Annotated in this window: 23 protein-coding genes; 10 read left to right on the plus strand and 13 right to left on the minus strand. The window is 68.4% G+C overall.

Annotated features, from left to right (window positions below; all coding sequences use genetic code 11):
- The first annotated feature begins 84 nt into the window (after window positions 1-84).
- Window positions 85-1275 (plus strand): elongation factor Tu, encoded by a 1191-nt coding sequence (gene tuf / locus CJ177_RS17640; RefSeq protein WP_005252203.1) that lies wholly within the window; start codon window positions 85-87, stop codon window positions 1273-1275.
- Window positions 1276-1346: 71 nt separating this feature from the next.
- Here the strand turns inward: tuf and CJ177_RS17645 are convergent, their stop codons facing one another.
- Genes CJ177_RS17645 through CJ177_RS17670 form a run of 6 tightly spaced genes read right to left on the minus strand, consistent with a single transcriptional unit; the run spans window position 1347 to window position 4147 of the window.
- Complete coding sequence (locus tag CJ177_RS17645) at window positions 1347-1619, minus strand: YciI family protein (protein ID WP_061044587.1); 273 nt, start codon at window positions 1617-1619, stop codon at window positions 1347-1349.
- A gap of 34 nt (window positions 1620-1653) precedes the next feature.
- Window positions 1654-2229, minus strand: a complete 576-nt coding sequence (locus tag CJ177_RS17650) for a hypothetical protein (protein ID WP_005252212.1) — start codon at window positions 2227-2229, stop codon at window positions 1654-1656.
- Entirely contained in the window at window positions 2226-3206 is a 981-nt protein-coding gene (locus CJ177_RS17655) for a DUF6286 domain-containing Asp23/Gls24 family envelope stress response protein (RefSeq protein WP_095868190.1), read from the minus strand. Before CJ177_RS17655 ends, CJ177_RS17650 begins: the two co-directional genes overlap by 4 nt.
- Window positions 3199-3378: a hypothetical protein gene (locus CJ177_RS17660; RefSeq protein WP_005252219.1), complete on the minus strand. Its 180-nt coding sequence runs from the start codon at window positions 3376-3378 to the stop codon at window positions 3199-3201. The genes CJ177_RS17655 and CJ177_RS17660 overlap by 8 nt, the downstream gene beginning before the upstream one ends.
- A complete protein-coding gene (locus CJ177_RS17665) occupies window positions 3375-3689 on the minus strand; it encodes an Asp23/Gls24 family envelope stress response protein (protein ID WP_005252220.1) in 315 nt (104 codons plus the stop codon). Before CJ177_RS17665 ends, CJ177_RS17660 begins: the two co-directional genes overlap by 4 nt.
- Window positions 3686-4147: an Asp23/Gls24 family envelope stress response protein gene (locus tag CJ177_RS17670; protein WP_005252221.1), complete on the minus strand. Its 462-nt coding sequence runs from the start codon at window positions 4145-4147 to the stop codon at window positions 3686-3688. Before CJ177_RS17670 ends, CJ177_RS17665 begins: the two co-directional genes overlap by 4 nt.
- 189 nt (window positions 4148-4336) lie before the next feature.
- Between CJ177_RS17670 and CJ177_RS17675 the strand changes: the two genes are divergently transcribed.
- The 6 genes from CJ177_RS17675 (at window position 4337) to CJ177_RS17700 (ending at window position 8650) form a co-directional block, all read left to right on the plus strand.
- On the plus strand, window positions 4337-4864 hold the full coding sequence (locus CJ177_RS17675) for a hypothetical protein (protein WP_025433109.1): 528 nt from the start codon (window positions 4337-4339) through the stop codon (window positions 4862-4864).
- Window positions 4861-5364, plus strand: coding sequence for a twin-arginine translocation pathway signal (locus CJ177_RS17680; protein ID WP_095868191.1), 504 nt, complete (start codon window positions 4861-4863; stop codon window positions 5362-5364). Before CJ177_RS17675 ends, CJ177_RS17680 begins: the two co-directional genes overlap by 4 nt.
- 23 nt (window positions 5365-5387) lie before the next feature.
- Entirely contained in the window at window positions 5388-5831 is a 444-nt protein-coding gene (locus CJ177_RS17685) for a hypothetical protein (RefSeq protein WP_005252226.1), read from the plus strand.
- A 117-nt stretch (window positions 5832-5948) separates the two neighbouring features.
- A complete protein-coding gene (locus CJ177_RS17690) occupies window positions 5949-7124 on the plus strand; it encodes an acyl-CoA dehydrogenase family protein (protein WP_009474615.1) in 1176 nt (391 codons plus the stop codon).
- A 9-nt stretch (window positions 7125-7133) separates the two neighbouring features.
- Window positions 7134-8261 carry an acyl-CoA dehydrogenase family protein gene (locus CJ177_RS17695; RefSeq protein WP_095868192.1) on the plus strand — a complete coding sequence of 376 codons (1128 nt, stop codon included), beginning with the start codon at window positions 7134-7136 and terminating at the stop codon, window positions 8259-8261.
- Between the two features lie 185 nt (window positions 8262-8446).
- Window positions 8447-8650 carry a hypothetical protein gene (locus CJ177_RS17700; protein ID WP_005252231.1) on the plus strand — a complete coding sequence of 68 codons (204 nt, stop codon included), beginning with the start codon at window positions 8447-8449 and terminating at the stop codon, window positions 8648-8650.
- A gap of 8 nt (window positions 8651-8658) precedes the next feature.
- On the opposite strand, the gene CJ177_RS17705 is transcribed toward CJ177_RS17700, so the two are convergent.
- Genes CJ177_RS17705 through CJ177_RS17725 form a run of 5 tightly spaced genes read right to left on the minus strand, consistent with a single transcriptional unit; the run spans window position 8659 to window position 15881 of the window.
- Window positions 8659-9819 carry a VWA domain-containing protein gene (locus CJ177_RS17705; RefSeq protein WP_095868193.1) on the minus strand — a complete coding sequence of 387 codons (1161 nt, stop codon included), beginning with the start codon at window positions 9817-9819 and terminating at the stop codon, window positions 8659-8661.
- Window positions 9816-11984 carry a DUF5682 family protein gene (locus CJ177_RS17710; RefSeq protein ID WP_179443235.1) on the minus strand — a complete coding sequence of 723 codons (2169 nt, stop codon included), beginning with the start codon at window positions 11982-11984 and terminating at the stop codon, window positions 9816-9818. The genes CJ177_RS17705 and CJ177_RS17710 overlap by 4 nt, the downstream gene beginning before the upstream one ends.
- Window positions 11981-13084 carry an AAA family ATPase gene (locus tag CJ177_RS17715; protein WP_061044580.1) on the minus strand — a complete coding sequence of 368 codons (1104 nt, stop codon included), beginning with the start codon at window positions 13082-13084 and terminating at the stop codon, window positions 11981-11983. The genes CJ177_RS17710 and CJ177_RS17715 overlap by 4 nt, the downstream gene beginning before the upstream one ends.
- Complete coding sequence (locus CJ177_RS17720; RefSeq protein ID WP_061700675.1) at window positions 13081-14556, minus strand: DUF5691 domain-containing protein; 1476 nt, start codon at window positions 14554-14556, stop codon at window positions 13081-13083. Before CJ177_RS17720 ends, CJ177_RS17715 begins: the two co-directional genes overlap by 4 nt.
- Window positions 14553-15881 carry an SWIM zinc finger family protein gene (locus CJ177_RS17725; RefSeq protein WP_061700676.1) on the minus strand — a complete coding sequence of 443 codons (1329 nt, stop codon included), beginning with the start codon at window positions 15879-15881 and terminating at the stop codon, window positions 14553-14555. Before CJ177_RS17725 ends, CJ177_RS17720 begins: the two co-directional genes overlap by 4 nt.
- A gap of 128 nt (window positions 15882-16009) precedes the next feature.
- On the opposite strand from CJ177_RS17725, the gene CJ177_RS17730 reads away from it, so the two are divergent.
- A complete protein-coding gene (locus tag CJ177_RS17730; RefSeq protein WP_061700677.1) occupies window positions 16010-16525 on the plus strand; it encodes an SRPBCC family protein in 516 nt (171 codons plus the stop codon).
- Here CJ177_RS17730 and CJ177_RS17735 read toward each other — a convergent pair.
- Together CJ177_RS17735 and CJ177_RS17740 are read right to left on the minus strand one after the other, a co-directional pair.
- On the minus strand, window positions 16471-16899 hold the full coding sequence (locus CJ177_RS17735) for an antibiotic biosynthesis monooxygenase (protein ID WP_005258109.1): 429 nt from the start codon (window positions 16897-16899) through the stop codon (window positions 16471-16473). The two genes, CJ177_RS17730 and CJ177_RS17735, sit on opposite strands and share 55 nt — an antisense overlap.
- A gap of 68 nt (window positions 16900-16967) precedes the next feature.
- Window positions 16968-17471, minus strand: a complete 504-nt coding sequence (locus tag CJ177_RS17740; protein ID WP_025433105.1) for a GNAT family N-acetyltransferase — start codon at window positions 17469-17471, stop codon at window positions 16968-16970.
- Between the two features lie 190 nt (window positions 17472-17661).
- Here CJ177_RS17740 and CJ177_RS17745 point away from each other — a divergent pair, with 190 nt between their 5' ends.
- Both CJ177_RS17745 and CJ177_RS17750 read left to right on the plus strand, forming a co-directional pair.
- Window positions 17662-18186 carry a MarR family winged helix-turn-helix transcriptional regulator gene (locus CJ177_RS17745; protein ID WP_005252246.1) on the plus strand — a complete coding sequence of 175 codons (525 nt, stop codon included), beginning with the start codon at window positions 17662-17664 and terminating at the stop codon, window positions 18184-18186.
- On the plus strand, window positions 18179-19978 hold the full coding sequence (locus tag CJ177_RS17750) for a long-chain fatty acid--CoA ligase (RefSeq protein ID WP_061044576.1): 1800 nt from the start codon (window positions 18179-18181) through the stop codon (window positions 19976-19978). The genes CJ177_RS17745 and CJ177_RS17750 overlap by 8 nt, the downstream gene beginning before the upstream one ends.
- Window positions 19979-19982: the final 4 nt, after the last annotated feature.

Here is a 19982-nt window from a genome sequence, read left to right on the forward strand (position 1 = left end):
GTTCCAGCCGGCCGAAGCACGACCCAGTAATAACAACCGCACTGCTGCATACCGCAAGCATCAATCAGTCCAGGAGGACACACAGTGGCGAAGGCGAAGTTCGAGCGGACGAAGCCGCACGTGAACATCGGCACCATCGGTCACGTCGACCACGGCAAGACCACGCTGACCGCGGCCATCACCAAGGTTCTGCACGACGCGTACCCGGATCTCAACGAGGCTTCGGCCTTCGACGAGATCGACAAGGCTCCTGAGGAGAAGGCTCGCGGTATCACGATCAACATCTCGCATGTTGAGTACCAGACCGAGAAGCGCCACTACGCGCACGTCGATGCTCCCGGTCACGCCGACTACATCAAGAACATGATCACCGGTGCGGCGCAGATGGACGGCGCCATCCTCGTGGTCGCGGCCACCGACGGCCCGATGCCCCAGACGCGTGAGCACGTGCTGCTCGCCCGCCAGGTCGGCGTGCCGTACATCCTCGTCGCCCTGAACAAGGCCGACATGGTGGACGACGACGAGATCATCGAGCTCGTCGAGATGGAGGTCCGTGAGCTCCTCGCTGCGCAGGAGTTCGACGAGGACGCTCCGGTTGTCAAGGTCTCCGCTCTCAAGGCGCTCGAGGGCGACCCGGAGTGGACCAAGAACATCCTCGAGCTCATGGCTGCGGTCGACGAGTCCATCCCGGACCCGGTCCGCGAGACCGAGAAGCCCTTCCTCATGCCCGTCGAGGACGTTTTCACGATCACCGGTCGTGGCACCGTCGTCACCGGTCGTATCGAGCGTGGCGTGATCAACGTCAACGAGGACGTCGAGATCGTCGGCATCAAGGAAACCAAGACCAAGACCACGGTCACGGGTATCGAGATGTTCCGCAAGCTCCTCGACTCGGGCCAGGCCGGTGACAACGTCGGTCTGCTGGTTCGTGGTATCAAGCGCGAAGATGTCGAGCGTGGACAGGTTGTCGTCAAGCCCGGCACCACCACCCCGCACACCGAGTTCGAGGGCCAGGCGTACATCCTGTCCAAGGACGAGGGCGGCCGCCACACGCCGTTCTTCAACAACTACCGTCCGCAGTTCTACTTCCGTACCACGGACGTGACGGGCGTTGTGACGCTGCCCGAGGGCACCGAGATGGTCATGCCCGGTGACAACACCGAGATGTCCGTCAAGCTGATCCAGCCCGTCGCCATGGACGAGGGCCTGCGCTTCGCGATCCGCGAAGGCGGCCGTACCGTCGGCGCCGGCAAGGTCACGAAGATCAACAAGTGATCTAGCTCCACCAACGCCAATGGCGCTCACCCCCCGGGGGTGGGCGCCATTGGCGTTTTCGGGGTACGGACTCAGCGGTAGTTCAGCGCATCCCATTCTCGGATGTCGCCGGGATGTGCGATGCCTTCGAGAACGAACGGGTCGCGGGCGATGAACTGTTCTGCTCGCTCGCGGCTGCTGAAGATCGCCATCGATCCGTTGTTCGCCGGGTCGTCGAACGGTCCGATACCGAGGAGCCCACCTTCCGCGGCGAACGCGTCGAGGTACTCCCGGTGCCGTGGATAGATCTCCGGGATCCGGGCGGCGGTGGTCGGATCGGTCGTGTAGAACACCACGTACTCCATGGCACCGAACCTACCGAGACCGGAACGCCCCGCGTCAGCTTTCGACGTGCACCGGGTGGTCGGCGCGGTCGAGGTGGAGCAGGACCTGGGTGGCGACCTCTTCACCGCCGAGGGTCGATGCGACCCACGACGCGACGTCCTCGGATTTGCGGGTGAAGTCGTAGATGTCGAGGGTGGGGTCGGCGGTCACGACGATCGACAGGGTGGGGAGGCCGCGTTCGATGACGGCGCGAGCGCGTGTCTGCCGGACTCCGGGGTACTGTGCGAGTTCACTGGCGACCCCGTTGGCGAGGGAGCCGAGATCGACGGTGACGTAGGTGCCCGATTCGCGATCCGGTACGGCGACGGGGGACGTGCGTCGCCGGGTGAGGTCCAGGGCGAGGAGCACGATCCCGAAGACCAGTCCCACGACGACCGTGGCGGCGAGCGCCCAGCCCCACCAGTCCTGGTCGGGGAGTGCGGTGACGCGCGCGCGGTCGTACCGCGACACCCATTCGCGGACGATCGGAACCTGCAGGTCCCAGGCCACGGCGTAGACGCCGAACCCGAGGAGTGCGAGCCCGACGATCAGGACGATGACCCGGTTGACGGCGGCGGTCCGATGTCTCACGGCTTCACCTGCACTCGGAGTTCGGGGGACGTGCCGAGCAGCGACAGCGTCGGTTCCACTGCCTCGCGGACGGAGATGGCCACGTCGCCGGCGGGTGTCGATTCGGTGCGCACCACGCGGACGGTGACGTGCTTGCGGTCGACTGTCGTGTGCGCCGACAGCACCCCGGGGACGGTCTTGGCGTGGCTACTGGAATTGCGTGCGAGGTCCGTGGGGCGCAGCCAGACGATCGAGGTCTCACCCACCGCGAGCGGCAGGTGGGTGCGCGGCCGCGGTTTGAGGGCCGCGACGATGAACACGACCCCCAGGACGATCGCGCCTGCCGCGACGGGGACGATCCACTCGGACCAGTGCAGGCGGCCCAGCCATTGCACGGTGTTGCGGATCCAGGGCGCGTTGGCGAAGGTGCCGCGCATGATGAGCAGCTCACGCGCCGCGACGACCGCGAGACCGAGGGCTCCGACGGCGACGATGATTGCGGCGGGCACGGCGGCCGGGGTCGCACGCGGCGTGCGTGGCCGGATGGGTGCCACCGGGGCGGGCGGCACGGCCGGGTCGCCTTGTTCGGAGTAGCGGCTTTCGGTCGAACTGTCTTCGGGGGCTGCGGATTCCGTTCCGACGACCACGATGTTGAGTTCGATGACCGGCATGCCCGTCATCTGCTCGACCTGACGGTGCACCTGCGCGCGGAGCCGGCGGTTGACGAGGTCGAGGTGGCACGGCCACTGCACCGCGATGTACAGGTTGATCGCGACGGCGCCCGCTCCCGTCGAGACGTCGGCGCGGGGCAGTTCCCGGCCCGTCAGGCGGGACAGCCCACCGGACTGCTTGACGACGCCGGGTACCTGGAGCGCCGCGGCGACGGCGATCTTCACGACGGCGCGCTCCTTGATGACCAGTTCGCCGCGCAGGGCGGTGTCGTCGAGCGCCGCGTCGTCGTGGGGACCGGCGGGGGGTGCGGTGAAGGGTTCAGCCACGGCCGCGGCTTCGGAGGATGGCGCCGAGGTCGAGGTGGCCGTCGCGGTGCGCGCCGACGGCCATACCCAGCGCGCCGAGGAGGACGGCGAAGACGAATCCGCTGAAACCACCGAGGATCCCGGCGATGGCGAGAAGTAACCCGACGATCAGGCCTGTGATTGTGCTGTTCATTGAGCTTGTCCTGTCTCTGTCAGGAGATCTTCGATGGTCACGTCGACGGGGACGTCCACCAGCGATTCCACTGCGGCCCGCACTCTTTCGGCGGTGTCGACGACGTTGGCGGGGTAGCGCGCCGCGAGGTGGACGGCACAGGACGTGGGGCCGACGGTCACCCCGGTCACCCGGCGTCCGGGCAGGTAGGTCGCGACTTCACCGAACGCGCCGCCGTGCATCGCTGCCACCCCGGGCGTTGCGAGGACGGCCGCGACGATGCGTTCGGAGATGTCCTCGGCGTGGGTATCCGGTGGAAGTGGTCCGGTCACTGCACCCTCGGTTTGCCGTCGAGTTCGGACGCGGCCTCGGATTCGTCGAACAGCATGACGTCGAAGACGGTGATGTTCACTTCGGTCACTTCGAGCCCGGTCATGCGCTCGACGGCCGCGATGACGTTGCGGCGGATGCCGACCGCGAGTTCGTGCAGTGCGACGCCGTACTCCGCGACGATGCCGATGTCGATGGCGGCCTGTTTCTCGCCGACTTCGACGGCGACGCCCTGGGCGTGGTTGACGCGGGCGCCGGGGATCCGATCGCGGAGAGCGCCGACAGCGCGTGCGGTGCCGCCGCCGACGTCGTAGACGCCGTTGATCTCACGGGTGGCGATACCGGCGATCTTGGCGACCACGGCGTCCGCGATGATGGTCCGTCCCTCGGAACTGACGAGTTCCGGCGTCGCCCCGGCACCGAACTGCACGCGGCTGCGTGCGCCTGAATCGCTGGTCATCGTGGATCCCCTTCGAGTCGCCTGCCTTCTCTTCAACAGTAATGATCACCGACCGTACGCGGGGTCTCCCACGCGCCTTTGCGCCCGCGGATCTGCCGACGGGAGGCACCGAAAAATATTTGATATGACTACCCGGTAGCATCTGACGTGATGCAGGTAACAGAGGCACGGCACGACGGAAGGAACTCCATGGCGGAAGAGCCCACCGGTGAGGACGCCGCTCCCCAGGCCCGGACGCCGGCCGTCACCGCGAGTGTGGTGGTTCTGGCCGTCCTCGCGCTCGCGTTTCTCGCGGTGAGCGGCTACTTCGGCTACACGCACCGGCAGGCGGAGCAGGAGGCGCAGCAGAGATCCGAAATCCTCGATGCAGCGCGCCAGGGCGTCGTGAATCTGACGACGATGGACTTCGAGCGGGCCGACGAAGACGTGCAGAAGGTGCTCGACGGTTCGGCCGGAGAATTTCGCGACGAATTCGACGCTCGGTCCGCTGACCTGATCGCGGTCATGCAGGAGGCGAAGGTCAAGTCCCAGGGGGAGGTGCGCCAGGCTGCGATCGAGGCGCAGAACGGCGACTCCGCGGACGTGCTCGTGGCGGTCGCGCAGAAGGTGTCCAACGCGGGCGGCGCTGCCGAGGAACCGCGCGGTCAGAGAATGCGCGTGACGATGCAACTCGAGGACGGCACATACAAGATCGTGAAGGCAGGGTTCGTGCAGTGAGTACCGACGCATCGCCGAAGTCGCGCAGACTCCTCCTGATCCTGGGCGCGCTCACCGCGGTCGTGGCCGTGCTGGCGGGGGTCCTGTACTTCACGCTCTACCGGCCCGACCGGCGTGTCGACGACACCGTCCGCGCCGCCGTCACCGATACCGCTTCGCAGGGCGCGATCGCCCTGCTGTCGTACAAGCCGGACACGGTGGAGAACGACGTCGGTGCCGCGAAGGAACGCCTGACGGGGGAGTTCCTCGACTACTACACCCAGTTCACGACGGACGTCGTCGTGCCGGCGGCCAAGGAGAGTCAGGTGGCCACCCAGGCGACGGTGGCCGCGTCCGGTCCGGTCGAGGTGGCGGCCGACACCGCGACCGTGCTGCTGTTCGTCAACCAGACCACCACCAGTGCGGCGAAACCGGAACCGGCGGTGACGGCGACGAGCATCAACGTCGAGCTGACCAAGTCCGGCGAGAACTGGCTGATTTCCGGCTTCGATCCGGTCTAGTCGCACGGGTAGCGTTGGCGCCCATGAGTACTCTTCGAGAGGTCGGCGACCGCGAGTCGTGGCGTTGCTGGCTGTGTGACGAACCGGTGGATCCCGACATGTCGGTCAACGATCCGCGCGGCCCCAGCATCGACAGCGTCGTCACCGCGAAGAAAGCCAAGGCGAAGGGCGGCGTCGAACGCCTCGCCCACCGCGCGTGCAACACCAAGAAGGGTGCCGTCAAACCGGTCGTGCCGTGGCCCGACCGGTTGTTCGTCGTCGATCCCGCTCCGATCATCGGTGTGGTCGAACAGCTCGGCCGCAAGGGTGGCCGGGTGGCGGTGGCGCGGTGCCCGGGCAAATCGGACGCCGAGGACGCGGCGGAGTGGTTGCTCGACAGGTTGTCCCGTCTCGCACCGGAACTGAACGTCGAGACGCAGATCGACGCCGCCGGAGGTGCGTACCTGCTCGTCCTCCGCACGGCCTGACCCGTGAGTACTTGTCAACCGCGGGCGGTTGACAAGTACTCACGGGCGGCGGAGCCGCACGAGGGAGTAACGTCGGGACCAGAACATGAATCCGACCTCGAGTGCGAAGGAATTCCGATGAATCTGGCCTTGACCGACGAGGAGCTGGCGTTCCGCGACGAGATGCGAACGTTCTTCACCACGCAGATTCCGGCGGAGATCCGCGAGCGGTATGCGCGTGGAGAGGAAGTGGGGAAGGAAGGGTTCATCGAGTCCCAGCGGATTCTGAACGCCAACGGTCTCGCGACGCCGCACTGGCCGGTCGAGTGGGGCGGCCGCGACTGGACGCCGGTGCAGAAGCACATCTGGCTCGACGAACTGCAGCTCGCGTCGGTACCCGAGCCGCTTGCGTTCAACACCAGCATGGTCGGCCCCGTCATCGCGGCATTCGGTTCGCAGGAGCAGAAGGAGAAGTTCCTTCCCCCGACCGCCAACCTCGACATCTGGTGGTGCCAGGGATTCTCCGAACCCGAGGCCGGCTCCGACCTCGCGTCGCTGAAGACCCGCGCCGTCCGCGACGGCGACGACTACGTGATCAACGGCCAGAAGACGTGGACCACCCTGGCGCAGCACGCCGACTGGATCTTCGTCCTCGCCCGCACCAACCCGGACGCTCCCAAGAAGCAGGCCGGTATCTCGTTCATCCTCGTCGACATGAAGACGCCCGGCGTCACGGTGCGCCCGATCAAGCTGATCGACGGCGGCTACGAGGTCAACGAGATCTTCTTCGAGGACGTGCGCGTGCCGGCCGAGAACCTCGTGGGCGAGGAGAACCAGGGCTGGAGCTACGCCAAGTTCCTGCTCGGCAACGAGCGCACCGGTGTGACCCGGCTGGGATTCTCCAAAGTCCGTCTCGCGCAGGCGAAGGAACGCGCCGCCGAGATCTCGGTCGGCGAGGGGACGCTGCTCGACGACCCGCTGTTCGCCGCCCGGATCGCCGAGCTGGAGAACGAGATCATCGCGCTCGAACTCACCCAGCTGCGGGTGGTCGCCAGTTCGGCCGACGGCAAGCCGAACCCGGCGTCGTCGCTGCTGAAGCTGCGCGGGTCCGAACTGCAGCAGGCCACCCTCGAACTGCTGACCGACGTCGCGGGACCCGACTCCCTGCCCTTCGCCGCCGGTGACGGCATCTCCTCGCCGCTCTGGGCGCAGCGGACGGCTCCGACCTACCTGAACTACCGCAAGGTTTCCATCTACAGCGGATCGAGCGAAGTGCAGCGCAGCATCATCGCCTCCTCGATCCTCGGATTGTGAGGGCGTGACATGGACTTCGAACTGACCGACGAACAGAAACTGCTGCGCGACACCACCCGCGAACTGCTCGGCCGCAGCTACGACGCGGAGAAGCGCAACGCCGTCACCGACACGGAGCTGGGGTGGAGCCCGCAGGTGTGGAAGCAACTCGCCGAGGTGGGACTGCTGGGTCTGAGCTTCGACGAGGAAGACGGCGGAATGGGCGCCGGACCGGTCGAGGTCGCATCGGTGATGACCGAGATCGGCCGCCGCCTCGCGCCCGAACCCGTCCTCGACGCCGTGCTCGTCCCCGGCGGTCTGATCGCTGCGGCCGGCAGCACGGAGCAGCGCCGCCGGATTCTGCCCGACGTGTCGGAGGGCAACCTCCTCCTGGCCGTCGCGGATCGGGAACCGGGTGTGCGCTGGCCGTCCACCCAGGTGTCCACGACCGCGAAGAAGGACGGCGACGCGTGGACCCTCACGGGCACCAAGAACCCCGTTCCGCACGGCGGCAGCGCGAACACCCTGGTCGTCACGGCGGCACTCCCGGACGGTGGGGTCGGACTGTTCCTCGTCGACGCCGACGCCGGCGGCCTGACCCGCACCGCCTACGCGACCCACGACGGACTGCGGGCCGCGCAGGTCGAACTGTCGGACACCCCGGCTGAGCCCCTCGGCGAGGGCGGCGACGCGTCGTCGGCGATCGAGAGCGCGCAGATCCGGGCACAGGCGGCACTGTGCGCGGAGGCCGTCGGTGCGATGGAGGAAGCGCTGCGGCTGACCACCGAGTACCTGAAGACCCGCAAGCAGTTCGGTGTCCCGATCGCGAAGTTCCAGACGCTCACGCACCGTGCCGCCGACATGTACGTGCTGCTGGAACTGGCTCGCAGCATGAGTCTCTACGCGACCATGTCGCTGGCCGACGGAACCGTCGATCCGGTGGTCGCCTCCCGCGCCAAACTGCAGATCGGCCGCTCCGCCCGCACGATCGGGCAGGAAGCGATCCAGATGCACGGCGGCATTGGCATGACGGCGGAGTATCCGGTCGGGCACTACATGAGCCGGCTGACCGCCATCGAGCACACCCTTGGCGGGTCCGACGACCACCTGCGGGTGCTCGCGTCGGCGACCACCCAGGGGACCATCAGCATCATCTAGCCGCCCCGTGAGTACTTCTCAACCGCCTGCGGTTGAGAAGTACTCACGGGTCCAGGTCTCGGATTGGTATCGGAAAGAGCGTTTTCGACGTGTCGCACAGGGACCCCAGTGTGACGCGGCTAACGTTCTGCGCGCACACCAGAACTCACGGGGGATGTACGTAATCTCGGTGAAGGAGCATTGCCATGGGGTCCGGTCCAGTCAAAGCGATCATGTGGAGCCTGCTTTTCGTGGGACTCGTCGGTGCGGGAGTCGGGATCTCCGAACTGCACGTTCCCTGGACGGTCGCATCGCTGATCGTCGCCTCGGTCTCCGGACTGGTCCTGCTCAGGATCCGCGCCGACGCGCACCCCGAACTGCACAGCGACCGCCGGATGGCCGCCGGCTGACCCCCCGGTTACTCCGTCTGGAGACTGGCCGCCCACCTGCCGATGTCGCCGCGTTCCAGTGCGAGCGCCAGCAGTTCCGGGAACTTGTCCGGAGTGCAGGCGAACGCGGGAATGCCGAGCCCACCCAGGGCCGCTGCGTTGTCGTGATCGAACGACGGGGCGCCGTCGTCGGACAGTGCCAGCAGAACAACCACCTGGACGCCTGCGTTCTTCATCGCCGCCATCCGCCGCAGCATCTCCGCGCGGATCCCGCCCTCGTACAGGTCCGAGATCAGCACGAACAGCGATTCCGTCGGCCTGTCGATCAGTGACTGGCTGTAGGCGATGGCCCGGTTGATGTCGGTGCCGCCGCCGAGTTGCGTGCCGAACAGCACGTCGACCGGATCGGACAGCTTGTCGGTGAGGTCGACGACCGCAGTGTCGAACACGACCAGCGACGTCTTCAGCGCGCGCATCGAGGCGAGCACCGCGCCGAACACGGACGCGTACACGACGCTCGACGCCATCGACCCGGACTGGTCGATGGCGAGGACGACGTCGCGGTGCACGGCCTGCGATCGGCGGCCGTATCCGAGCAGTCGCTCCGGCACCACCGTCTTGTACTCGGGCAGGTAGTGCGCGAGGTTGGCGCGGATGGTGCGGTTCCAGTCGATGTCGCGGTACTTGGGGTTGGTGATGCGGGCCGACCGGTTCAGGGCACCGGTGACGGCGGTCCTGGTCTTCTGCGCGATCCGTTCCTCCACCTCCCGGACCACTTTCTCGACGACCATCCGGGCGGTGGCTTTGCTGGTCTCGGGCATCACCCGGTTCAGGCTCAGGAGCGTGCCGACGAGGTGGACGTCCGGTTCGACGGCGTCGAGCAGTTCGGGTTCGAGGAGCAGCTGGGTGAGGCCGAGCCGGTCGATGGCGTCCTTCTGCATCACCTGCACGACGGTGCTCGGGAAGTAGGTGCGGATGTCGCCGAGCCAGCGCGCGACCTTCGGCGCCGATCCGCCGAGACCCGCGCCGCGACGGCGGCTCTTCGACCCTTCACTGCTGGTGTCGTACAGGGCGGCCAGAGCGCCGTCCATCGCCGCGTCCGTCTTGGACGCGAGACCGCCGGTGGACTCCTCGGCGGCGTTGCCGAGCAGCAGCCGCCACCGTCGGAGCCGCTCCGCGTCCTCTGTCACGACCTCACCCCCAGAATGTCCGCGACGGTCCGGATCGCGATCGTGCCCCGACGAGCGTCGACCTCGGCGCGGGCATCTTCCGCGGACCCGCCCTCCACGGACTGCCCGATCGCCCGGCGTTCCCCGGTTTCGAACCCGCCGAACGTGCGCCGCAGCAATGGGAGCACGTCGACGAAGTCCTGCTCGCGCAGTCCCGACACCCAGCCGTCGAGCAGTCGCAGCAGCTGCCGGTCGTGGACCAGCAGCAGCCCTCCGCCGCCGAGGAAGCCGTCGACCCACCCCGCCTTGGCGGAGGGATCGGCGCCGACGGACAGCGCCCGCGACAGTCGGGTGGCGGACTCGGTTTCGCTGACGGTGCCTGCGTCGCGGAGCAATCTGACCATGCGTCCGATCACGAGACCGTTCACGTCGCTGCGGTCGACGAGGCCGGCGAGCGTGCCGAGCCACCGCGCCGACGCACGATCGTCGTCGCGCAGCATCACCGCCGCGTGGACGCCGTCGACGGCGCGGCGCAGGTCGAGTGCGCTGTCGTCGTCCAGACCCGACAGCGCGGAGGGCAGTCCCGCGCAGATGCGGACGAGCAGGCTGTCGGTGACGCGAGTGAGGGACGAGACGTCGGTGCCGCGGACGTCGCCGTATCGCAGCGTGCGGGTGAGCGCGGGCAGGGCATCCATCAGGTGCATCACGTCGTGGTCGAGCGTGGCCGCGGTCTCCAGCGCGCGCAGCAACTCGGCGAGTGCATCCCCGAGATCCGACAGCAAGGCCTGCTCCAGCAGCCCGGTGAGCTGGGCGAGGGAGACGTCACCGGACGACGCCTCCTCGCGCACCTTCGCTGTCGCCGCGGCCTCGACGGTGGTGCCCCACAGCGACGCCTCGATGATCGACACCGCCAGTTCGGGTTTCCAGGTGAGGGACCACGTCTCGCGGAACGTGCCGGTGCCGCGGACGTCGCTGTCGGCCGGCGTGCCCCAGCCGACACCGAGGATCTGCAGGCGATGCAGGAGCCGGGACCGCGCGACGTCGTTGTCTCGGCGCAGGTCGAGGTCGATGGTCTTCTCGGTGGCCTGCTGCTCGAGCCGCAGAGTTTTCGCCCGCGCCCTCAGGTCGGCGTCGAGGGGAACTGTCGGGGTGTCGTCCGGGACGGCGCCGAGTGCCTCGCCGACGACGAGTCGCCGCGTGATCAGGTCGAGCAGCACGTCGTCGCCGTCGCACATCACGGCGCGGGTGGCCTCGGTGACCTCGGAGAGACCGGCCAGCGGCCGCGCACGCATCGCTGCCAACGTGTCTGCGAGACGGACGGATTCGATGACATGCGCACTCGATACGGGAAGGTCCTCGTCCCGCAGCACCCGCGCGACCTTCGTGAGCCATCGGGTGATCGTCCGGTCCGGTGCGGTGAACAGGTGGTGATACCAGCCGGGGGAGGTGATCCCGGCGCCGTACCCCGACGCCGCGGACAGTCGTGAGTGTGTCCACGGCACCCACGTGAGCGAGGTCTTGATCTTGGGGATTCCCTTGAGGATTCGCGCGTCCGAGGTGGCCGGTCCGAGAGGACCGGCGAGTGCCGGGGCGTGCCAGGCGCCGCACACCACCGCGATCCGTTGCGCGCCGCCCTTGATCACCTTCCGCAGCGTCTGGCGCATGTACGCCTCGCGCCTGCTGGTGGATTCGTCGAGTTCGACGGTGTCCCGCAGGGCGGTCATGGCCTCGGTGATCGCGTCGAACGAGTCGGGACCCGAACCTGATTCGATGACGGCGTCCCACCAGCGTTCGGTGTCGTCGTAGCCCGCCGCGGCGGCCAACTGGGTCAGCGGATCCTCGGAGCGGGGCTCGGAGTCGTCGGCGGCGAGGGTGTTGGCGGCGGGAAGGTCGCAGAAGCGGACGTCGACGCCGCGTCCGGCCGCCCACGACAGCGCCTGCCACTCCGGGGAGAACACGGCGAACGGCCAGAATGCCGCCGTCCTGGGCTCCCCGGTGGCATACGCGAGCAGGGCTACCGGAGGTTCCATGGTGTCGGAGACGGTCAACGCGACCAGTGGATCGGCGTCCGCGGGCCCTTCGATGAGGACGGCGTCGGGGACGAATTCGTCGAGGGCGCGACGCACCGATCGTGCCGAACCGGGCCCGTGGTGGCGGATGCCGAAGACACGGACGTCGGAGTTCACCCGGTGACCTCGCGGCACGCCCGGTAGAAGTCGGCCCAGTCCTCCCGTTCGCGGACCACGGCCTCGAGGTATTCGGTCCACACCACCTTGTCGGCCACCGGGTCCTTCAGCACCGACCCGAGGATGCCGGCGGCGACGTCGGACGGACGGAGCACCCCGTCGCCGAAGTGCGCGGCGAGGGCGAGTCCGTTGGTGACGACCGAGATCGCCTCCGCCGTCGACAGCGTTCCGGACGGCGACTTCAGTGTGGTGCGGCCGTCGCCGGTGACGCCCGACCGGAGTTCGCGGAACACGGTGACCACACGCCGGATCTCGTCGACGGTCGCCGGGACCTTCGGCAGTTCCAGCGAGGACCCGAGTTGCTCGACGCGCCGCGCGACGATGGCGACCTCGTCCTCCTCGTTGGCGGGCAGGGGCAGTACCACCGTGTTGAACCGCCTGCGCAGCGCGGAGGACAGTTCGTTGACCCCGCGGTCGCGGTCGTTCGCGGTGGCGATCAGGTTGAAACCCTTGGCGGCCTGCACCTCGGTGCCCAGTTCGGGGATGGGCAGCGTCTTCTCCGACAGCACGGTGATGAGTGCGTCCTGCACATCGGCGGGAATGCGGGTGAGTTCCTCGACCCGTGCGATCCGCCCGCCCTGCATGGCCGTCATGACGGGGGACGGGACGAGTGCGCCCGCTGTCGGGCCCTCGGCGAGAAGCCGGGCGTAGTTCCAGCCGTACCGGATGGCCTCCTCCGGTGTCCCCGACGTTCCCTGGACGAGCAGGGTCGACTCGCCGGAGACCGCCGCCGACAGGTGTTCGGACACCCACGTCTTGGCGGTTCCGGGGACGCCGAGCAGAAGCAACGCGCGATCGGTCGCGAGCGTCGCGACGGCCACTTCGATGAGCCGGCGGGGACCGACGTATTTGGGGGTGATGACAGTGCCGTCGTCGAGTTCGCCGCCGAGCAGGTACGTGACGACCGCCCACGGAGACAATTTCCACGACGGTGGCCGGGGCCGGGTGTCGTGCGCGGCGAGGGCGGCGAGTTCGTCGGCGTAGGCCTGCTCGGCGTGGGGGCGTAGCAGGTCGGCCTGGGCGGCCGCGATCTCGGTCACTCGAGCTCCTTCAGGACTGTTCTGCGGTGGTCGATGTTGGTGGCGACAGTGGCGAATGCCTGGTGCCAGCCGGGATCCCGGGTGCGTTCGGCGGCTGCTCGGAGAAGCGGCGCCGCAGCGAACGGGAAGTGCGTCTCGGCGCTGCGGAGGGTCGAGTAGTGGCTGTGCCGGGAGAATTGCCCGAGGTCCTTGCCGGTCTCGGCGTGCCGTCCGGCGACGTTTTCGAGGCGAGTGATCACCCGCTCGGCCAGGTCGAGCGGCCAGGGGTGGGGCAGACCGTCGAACAGCGCGGCGCCGTCGACGCCCAGCAGGTAGGAGTCGGCGCGACCCGACAGGATGTATGCGAGGCGTTCGCGGGCGGGGACGATCGGCACGACGCGGCGTTCGGTCTTCCGCCCTTCGCGGTGCAGCAGAGCCGACGCCCAGCGCGGATTGCGTTGCAGCACGGTCGCGGTGGTCCACGCCTCCGTCATCACCTCCCGCCACTGGTCTTCGATCCGGATCTCCAACGCGGTGGAGGCGGAGCCGATCATGTCTTCCCACACCGACAAGGGCGCGGCGGTGACCACCATCCGCAACCACCAGCTGCGGATTCCCTTGTTCTTGAAGTGGACGTCCTCGATGCCGTCACGACGGGCCGAATCATCAAGCGAACCGGGCATGTTCACCACGAGACGGGTGCGCAGCGGCTTCTTCTCCACCCGCACCCATGCCCGGGCGCGAGCCGCCATCCGCTCGGCGTATGCGGAGTTCGGCAGCTGCCGCAGCAACTGGACCGCCTGCTGGCGCACCTCTTTCCGCCGGTCGTCGAGTGCGTGCTCGAGCAAGGCGGAGTCGGCGTCACTCAGCCCCGTTCCGAGAACGGCGATGAACGCCGCCCGGTGCTCGCCCCGTTCGGAATCCCAGGTGCGGCTCAATTCGGCCATCGCGACCGCCGGGTTCACCGCCCGCATGGTCGTGAGCCATTGCAGTCGTTCCTGGTGTGCGCCGTGCGTCCACACGTCGGTGCGATCGGACCGGCGGACCAGCATCGACCAGTCCTGGTTCTGCGCGGCGAGCCATTGGCCGCGGGGACCCACCAGTCGGAGAATGCTCTCGCGGTGGGTGTCGTTGGTGCGGGCCACGGCCATCAGGTCGGCGACGAGATGATCCGGCGCGCGGTAATCCCGCTCGGCCACGACCGCGAACCACTCGGTGAGAGTCCACGACTTGGCCGCGAGCAACTGCATCAGATGCGACGCGGACGCGGGCGGCAACTGCAGTCTCGGATCGTCCTCGGCAGGCGCGGGCAGCACGCGCGCGGTGGCGGCGACTCCGCCGTCGCGGTACGCGTTCTCGAGGGCGGCGGCGCCCAGCAGTGTCTCCGCCGGATCGCCGTTGACCGTCTGTGCCAGTTCGCCGGTGGCCAGATCCTCGAACGACGGGGCGGTCCGTGCCGTGCCGAGAAGGGCGGCGGACAGGAGTTCGCTCATCGCCGACTCCCCGCCACCGCGGCCGTGGGTGTGCCGGCCCCGAGCGGGTACACGTCGCCGCGATCGAACACCGACACGGGAACCAGCGCTTCGCTGGTCCACTCACCGAACACGGTGACGGGACGGCCGCCGGACAGTCCGAGGAGCCGCCACAGCACGGGGTCTTCGCCGGAGAGCGGCAACGCGCGCCCCTGCGCGTCGACGACGAACCAGTGCCCGTCGTCGAACGCCGGGGTGACGCCGGTGAGCAGAGCCGGCCACGAGCGGACCCACGGGTCGGCTCCGACCGCGGCGGCGAAGTGGTCGAGAGCGGTGTCGATGTCGCTCGGTGCGACCGTGGTGAACGGTTCGGGGGTCTCGTGGGCGTCGCCGAACTGGGCGCGCAGCGTCGCGGCGCCGGGGTAGAAGTGCAGGGTGGCGTCGACGAGCGATCCCAGCGGCGGGACCACTGTCGAGAAGTTCGCGGAGCCGTGCGCGAAGTCCAGGAGGATCGCGCGGCGACCGTGGTCGCGGCCGATCAACCACACCTTGCGGGTGAAGAGGCGCTTCTCCTCGGTGGTCTGCATTCCCAGGACCATCCACCGGTCGCGGACTCCCGGCTCGCTGCGCACGCTGTCGGTGGCCACCGGGTATCCCACGTGTGAGCGCACCGAGGCCTGCAGGGGTTCCGGTAGTTCGCTCAGACGGCGATGGGCGACGACGAGAAGGTGCAGCCTGGCGTACTCGCGGAGCAAGCGGTCCGGCCAGTCTGCTCGGGTGGCCACGACGATCGGCAGGCGACGCAGCGCGGACGCGACGCCGGGCGCCTGCGCGTCGACCATCCGGGCCGCGATCGCGTCGAACGCGGACGCCGAGATGTCGGCTGCGCCGAGCCCGCCGCGGATCTGGTCGGTGAGCCACAGGTCGAGTTCGTCGAGGCCCGCCGTCACCCGCTCGGCCCGGCGTTCGGTGGCCTTCGCACCGGCCGTCTTGGTGGTCGCAGCCGCCGGCACGGCTGCCCGCCCGGCCCTGCGGCTCAGCCATTCCGCCGCAAACGGGGGCGGTTCGGACTGCTCCGGGACCCGGCCCTGCGACCAGATCAGCAACAACCCGAGCGTGTGTTTGCAGGGAAATTTCCGGCTCGGACACGAGCAGTTGTACGCCGGCCCGAAGAGGTCGACGACCGATCGATACGGGGTCTTGCCGCTGCCCTGGCACAGTCCCCAGAGCGCGCCGCCGTTGCTGCCCGTCTCAGACCACGCGGCCGACAGCTTTCCGGCGGCAGCGAGCGAGCCGGCATCGGGGGCGACCGATGCGACCTGTCCCTCCGACCAAGGCGACGTCACTCCGTCACCGTAGGGGAGTTGTCCGACAGGAAGGGAGGAGGGTGGCCGGAATTGTCGGCCAACTTCGGTGTGGACGTCGGTCTCCCGTGTCAAGCTGTCGTCAGGTACGACAGCGAGGGAGTGGGCCGGTGATCCACGGAAGGTATTTCGAGTTCAAGGGTCGTCCCGCCGTGCGGTTCCGCTGCACGTACCCGTTCGCCGTCCAGAGGCTGTGGGAGGCGGTGTCGGAGCCGGACGAGCTCGCGCGCTGGTTTCCATCGCGGGTCCGCATCGACCCCTACGCCGGTGGCGACATCGAGTTCTTCCCGGAACCGCACAGCGACCCGGAGACGGGGACGGTCCTCGTCTACGGCGCCCCGTACACCCTGGCGTTCACGTGGGGCGGGGACGAGATCCACTTCGAGGTCGAGCCGACTGCGGACGGGTGCGCCCTGACGCTCGTCAACGTCCTCGAGGTCCGCAACACGGCGGCCAGGAACGCGGCCGGGTGGAGTGTCTGCCTTGCCGACCTCGACCGGCACCTCGACGGCTCCGACGCGCCCGGTCACCGTGGAGATGCGTCCGCGGACTGGCGGCCGTTCTATCAGACCTATTTGGGGGAGGGGATGCCGTCCGGTGCGCAGATCCCCGGGGAGTCCGCCTGATCGTGGCCGGCGGCGGTCCGGCGGCGAGGGCGTTCGAACAGGCTCTCCACGTCCGACGCCGGCTCGTCCGGTTCCTCGACCGCGATGTTCCCGCCGGTCCTCAGCCACCCGTTCCGCAGCGACGACGTCAACCAGTTGTCCAGCGCGGCTTGAGTTTCGAACTTCAGCACGATCACGCAGACATCTGAGGTGCTGCTCTCCTTGAGCCATCCTCCGCCGAGGAATCCGGGAAACAGCCGGGCGAGCCCGAGTCCGGTCTGGATCCAATCGGCGAACTCCTCGTCGCAGCCGGGGAGGACCCGGCGGACGATGGTCGTCGTGACGGACGCATCCACAGGCCCGGCTGTTCCGGCGCCCTCGGCCGCGTGCTCCATCGTTTCCTACCTCGGTTCCCGCTCACCCCCGTGACACGTGCCACCTCAAACTACCAGCGGATACGACCTCACAGGTCGTAGAAGGGCGCGGCGTACCTGAACGTGCCGGTGATGCTCGGATCCCAGCGTGCGAGCCGGCGAACCTGGAAGTGGGACGACCACGAGGGCTGGTCCGGCTCGATCCCGACCGACGTTCCGGAGACGAAGCCGAATCGCGGGTAGTAGTCGAGGTGGCCGAGTAGTGCCACCAGGGGTTCGTCTCCGGCGTCGGCGCCGCCGAGCGCGGCGTGCATCAGTGCCGAGCCCACGCCGTCGCGCTGGAGGCCGGGGAGCACGCCGATCGGGCCGAGCGCGAGTACGTCCGTGGAGTCGACTGTCGCGCGGGTCAGGCACACGTGACCGGCGACGGACCCCGCCAGTTCGGCGACGAGGGACAGCTGCGGAATCCATGCGTCGCTCGAGCGCAGCCGGGTCACGAGGCCGACCTCGAGGGGAGCGTCGCCGTCGAACGCCTGCCGGTGGACCTCCGCCACCGCGTCGAGGTCGCCCGGATTCTCGCGTCTGATCAGCATGCGGACAGAGTGCATCGACGGGCCCGCGGCCGCAACGGATTTCTGGCGGCGCTCGTTGTCCGGCCGGTAGCGGTGGACGGAAAGCGTTCTCCAATTGTGACCGTGTGACGTTTCCACCCGACTGAATTTCCGAAGCATCGATAGCAGTATGGGCAGAACGTGAGTCGAGCAAAGGACAACGGGAATCGAGGTGCGGGTGGTCGAGGCCAGAGTGGTCGGATACAGTTGCGGTGTGCAACACAACGAGGTCGAGCCGGAGGAAACGCCCGCATCGGGCGTGGTGGCCGTCCATGACGAACTCGTCCGCCTCGTCCGTCAACTGGTTGCCGGTGACCGCCCTCCCGTCGGATCCCCGACGTTCGCTCAACATTCGCTGCTCTCCTTCGTCGCCCGCAATCCGGGATGCCGGGCCACCCAGATCTCGGACGCATTCGGCGTGCACCGCTCCACGGTGTCGCGTCAACTCCGGGGCTGCATCGACGAGGGATGGGTGCATGCCGAGCCAGGACCGCTCCGCAGCGGTCACCCGCTGAGCCTCACCGACGGCGGTGTCGCGGTGTTGGCCGGCGCCGACGCACGCCGCGTGGAGGAAGTACGGGACCGGGTGGCCTCGTGGTCGGACGGCGAAATCGCCGCGTTCGCCCGGCACCTCCGGAAATTCCGCCAGGGCGGCGACACAGACCACGACAACATCGGAGACGACACCCGTGCGTGAGTACACCAGCGCCCCGACGTTCACCGTCTCCGACCACGAGAACGCCGTGCTGAGGGTGTTCGCGCACGCCGAGAGCCACCCGGATCGGGTGATGTACACGCGCCCGGAGTCCGGCGGATGGGTAGACGTGACGGCCAAGGACTTCGGCGCGCTCGTCATCGGGGTCGCGAAGGGTTTGATCGCCAACGGTGTCCAGCCCGGCGACCGCGTGGCACTGCTGTCGTCGACGAGATTCGAATGGTCGCTGCTCGACTACGCGATCTGGGCGGCGGGCGCCGCGTCCGTTCCGATCTACGACTCTTCCTCGCACGACCAGATCCGGTGGATCATCGAGGATTCGGGGGCCGTCGCCGCGCTCGTGGAGACGCCGGCGCACGCGTCGAGTTTCGAGGGCGACGGCATCCCTTACACGCTGAAGCGCATCCTCACCATCGACGAGGACGCGGTGGGCACGCTCATCAGGGACGGGTTGTCGATCGACGATTCCGAGGTGTTCAAACGCGTGGTGGCGCTGACCGCCAGCGATCTCGCCTCGCTCGTGTACACGTCCGGGACCACGGGCCGTCCCAAGGGCTGCATCCTCACTCACCGGAACTTCCTGTCGGAGGTGCGGGCGTTGCTCGCGGCACCGATCGGTGACGTCGCCCGGCCGGGAAACCGCGTCCTGACGTTCCTTCCGCTGGCACACGTGCTGGCGCGCGCGGTGTCGCTGGCGATGTTCGAGGCCGGTGCGACGCAGGCGCACTGGTCCGACTTCGGCACGGTCACGGGCGAATTCGAACGGTTCCGGCCCAACACCATTCTCGGTGTTCCCCGCGTGTTCGAGAAGGTGCGGGACGGTGCGGCGCGCAAGGCGGCGTCGGCGGGCGGCCTGCAGAAGCGGATCTTCGACTTCGCCGAGGCCACGGCGGTGGCGTACAGCGAGGCCCAGGACGCGGGTGGTCCGTCGTTGCGCCTCCGGTTCGAGCGTGCGCTCGCCGACAAGCTCGTCTACGCGAAACTCCGTGCCGCCCTGGGCGGCGACTGCTGGTGGGCGATCTCGGGTGGCGGCGCGCTCATGCCGAGGCTCGGTCATTTCTTCCGCGGCATGGGAGTTCCGGTCTACGAGGGTTACGGTCTCACCGAATCGACTGCCGCGCACTGCGTGAACGTCCCCGGTGTCCAGAAGATCGGGACGGTCGGTCAGCCCCTGGGCGGCAACAGTGTGCGCATCGCCGAGGACGGTGAGATCGAACTGCGCGGCGGCGTCGTGTTCGGCGGCTACTGGCGCAACGAACACGCCACCCGGGAAGTGCTGGACGACGGCTGGTTCCGCACCGGCGACCTCGGCGACCTGGACGACCAGGGCTACCTCACCATCACCGGCCGCAAGAAGGATCTGCTGGTCACCGCCGGCGGCAAGAATGTGTCGCCGGGACCCCTCGAAGACCGGCTGCGCTCGCACACCCTCGTCTCGCAGGCCGTGGTGGTGGGGGACGGTCGCCCGTTCGTCGGTGCCCTGCTGACCGTCGATCCGCAGGAATTCGACAAGTGGAAGTCCGCGCACGGCAAGCCGTCCGACGCCACGGTGGCGGACCTGCGCGACGACGAGGAGCTGCGCGGGGATCTGCAGGACGCGGTGGACGACGCGAACACCACCGTGTCGCACACGGAGTCGATCAAACGGTTCGTCGTCCTCGGCCGCGACCTCTCGGAGGCCGACGGGGAACTGACCGCCACCCTGAAGATCAAGCGTCCCGTGGTGACCGAGCGCTTCGCCGACGACATCGCGAGCCTGTACCGGCGGGGCTGACCCG

This window comes from Rhodococcus sp. ACPA1, from assembly GCF_002300195.1.
GTDB lineage: Bacteria > Actinomycetota > Actinomycetes > Mycobacteriales > Mycobacteriaceae > Rhodococcus_F > Rhodococcus_F opacus.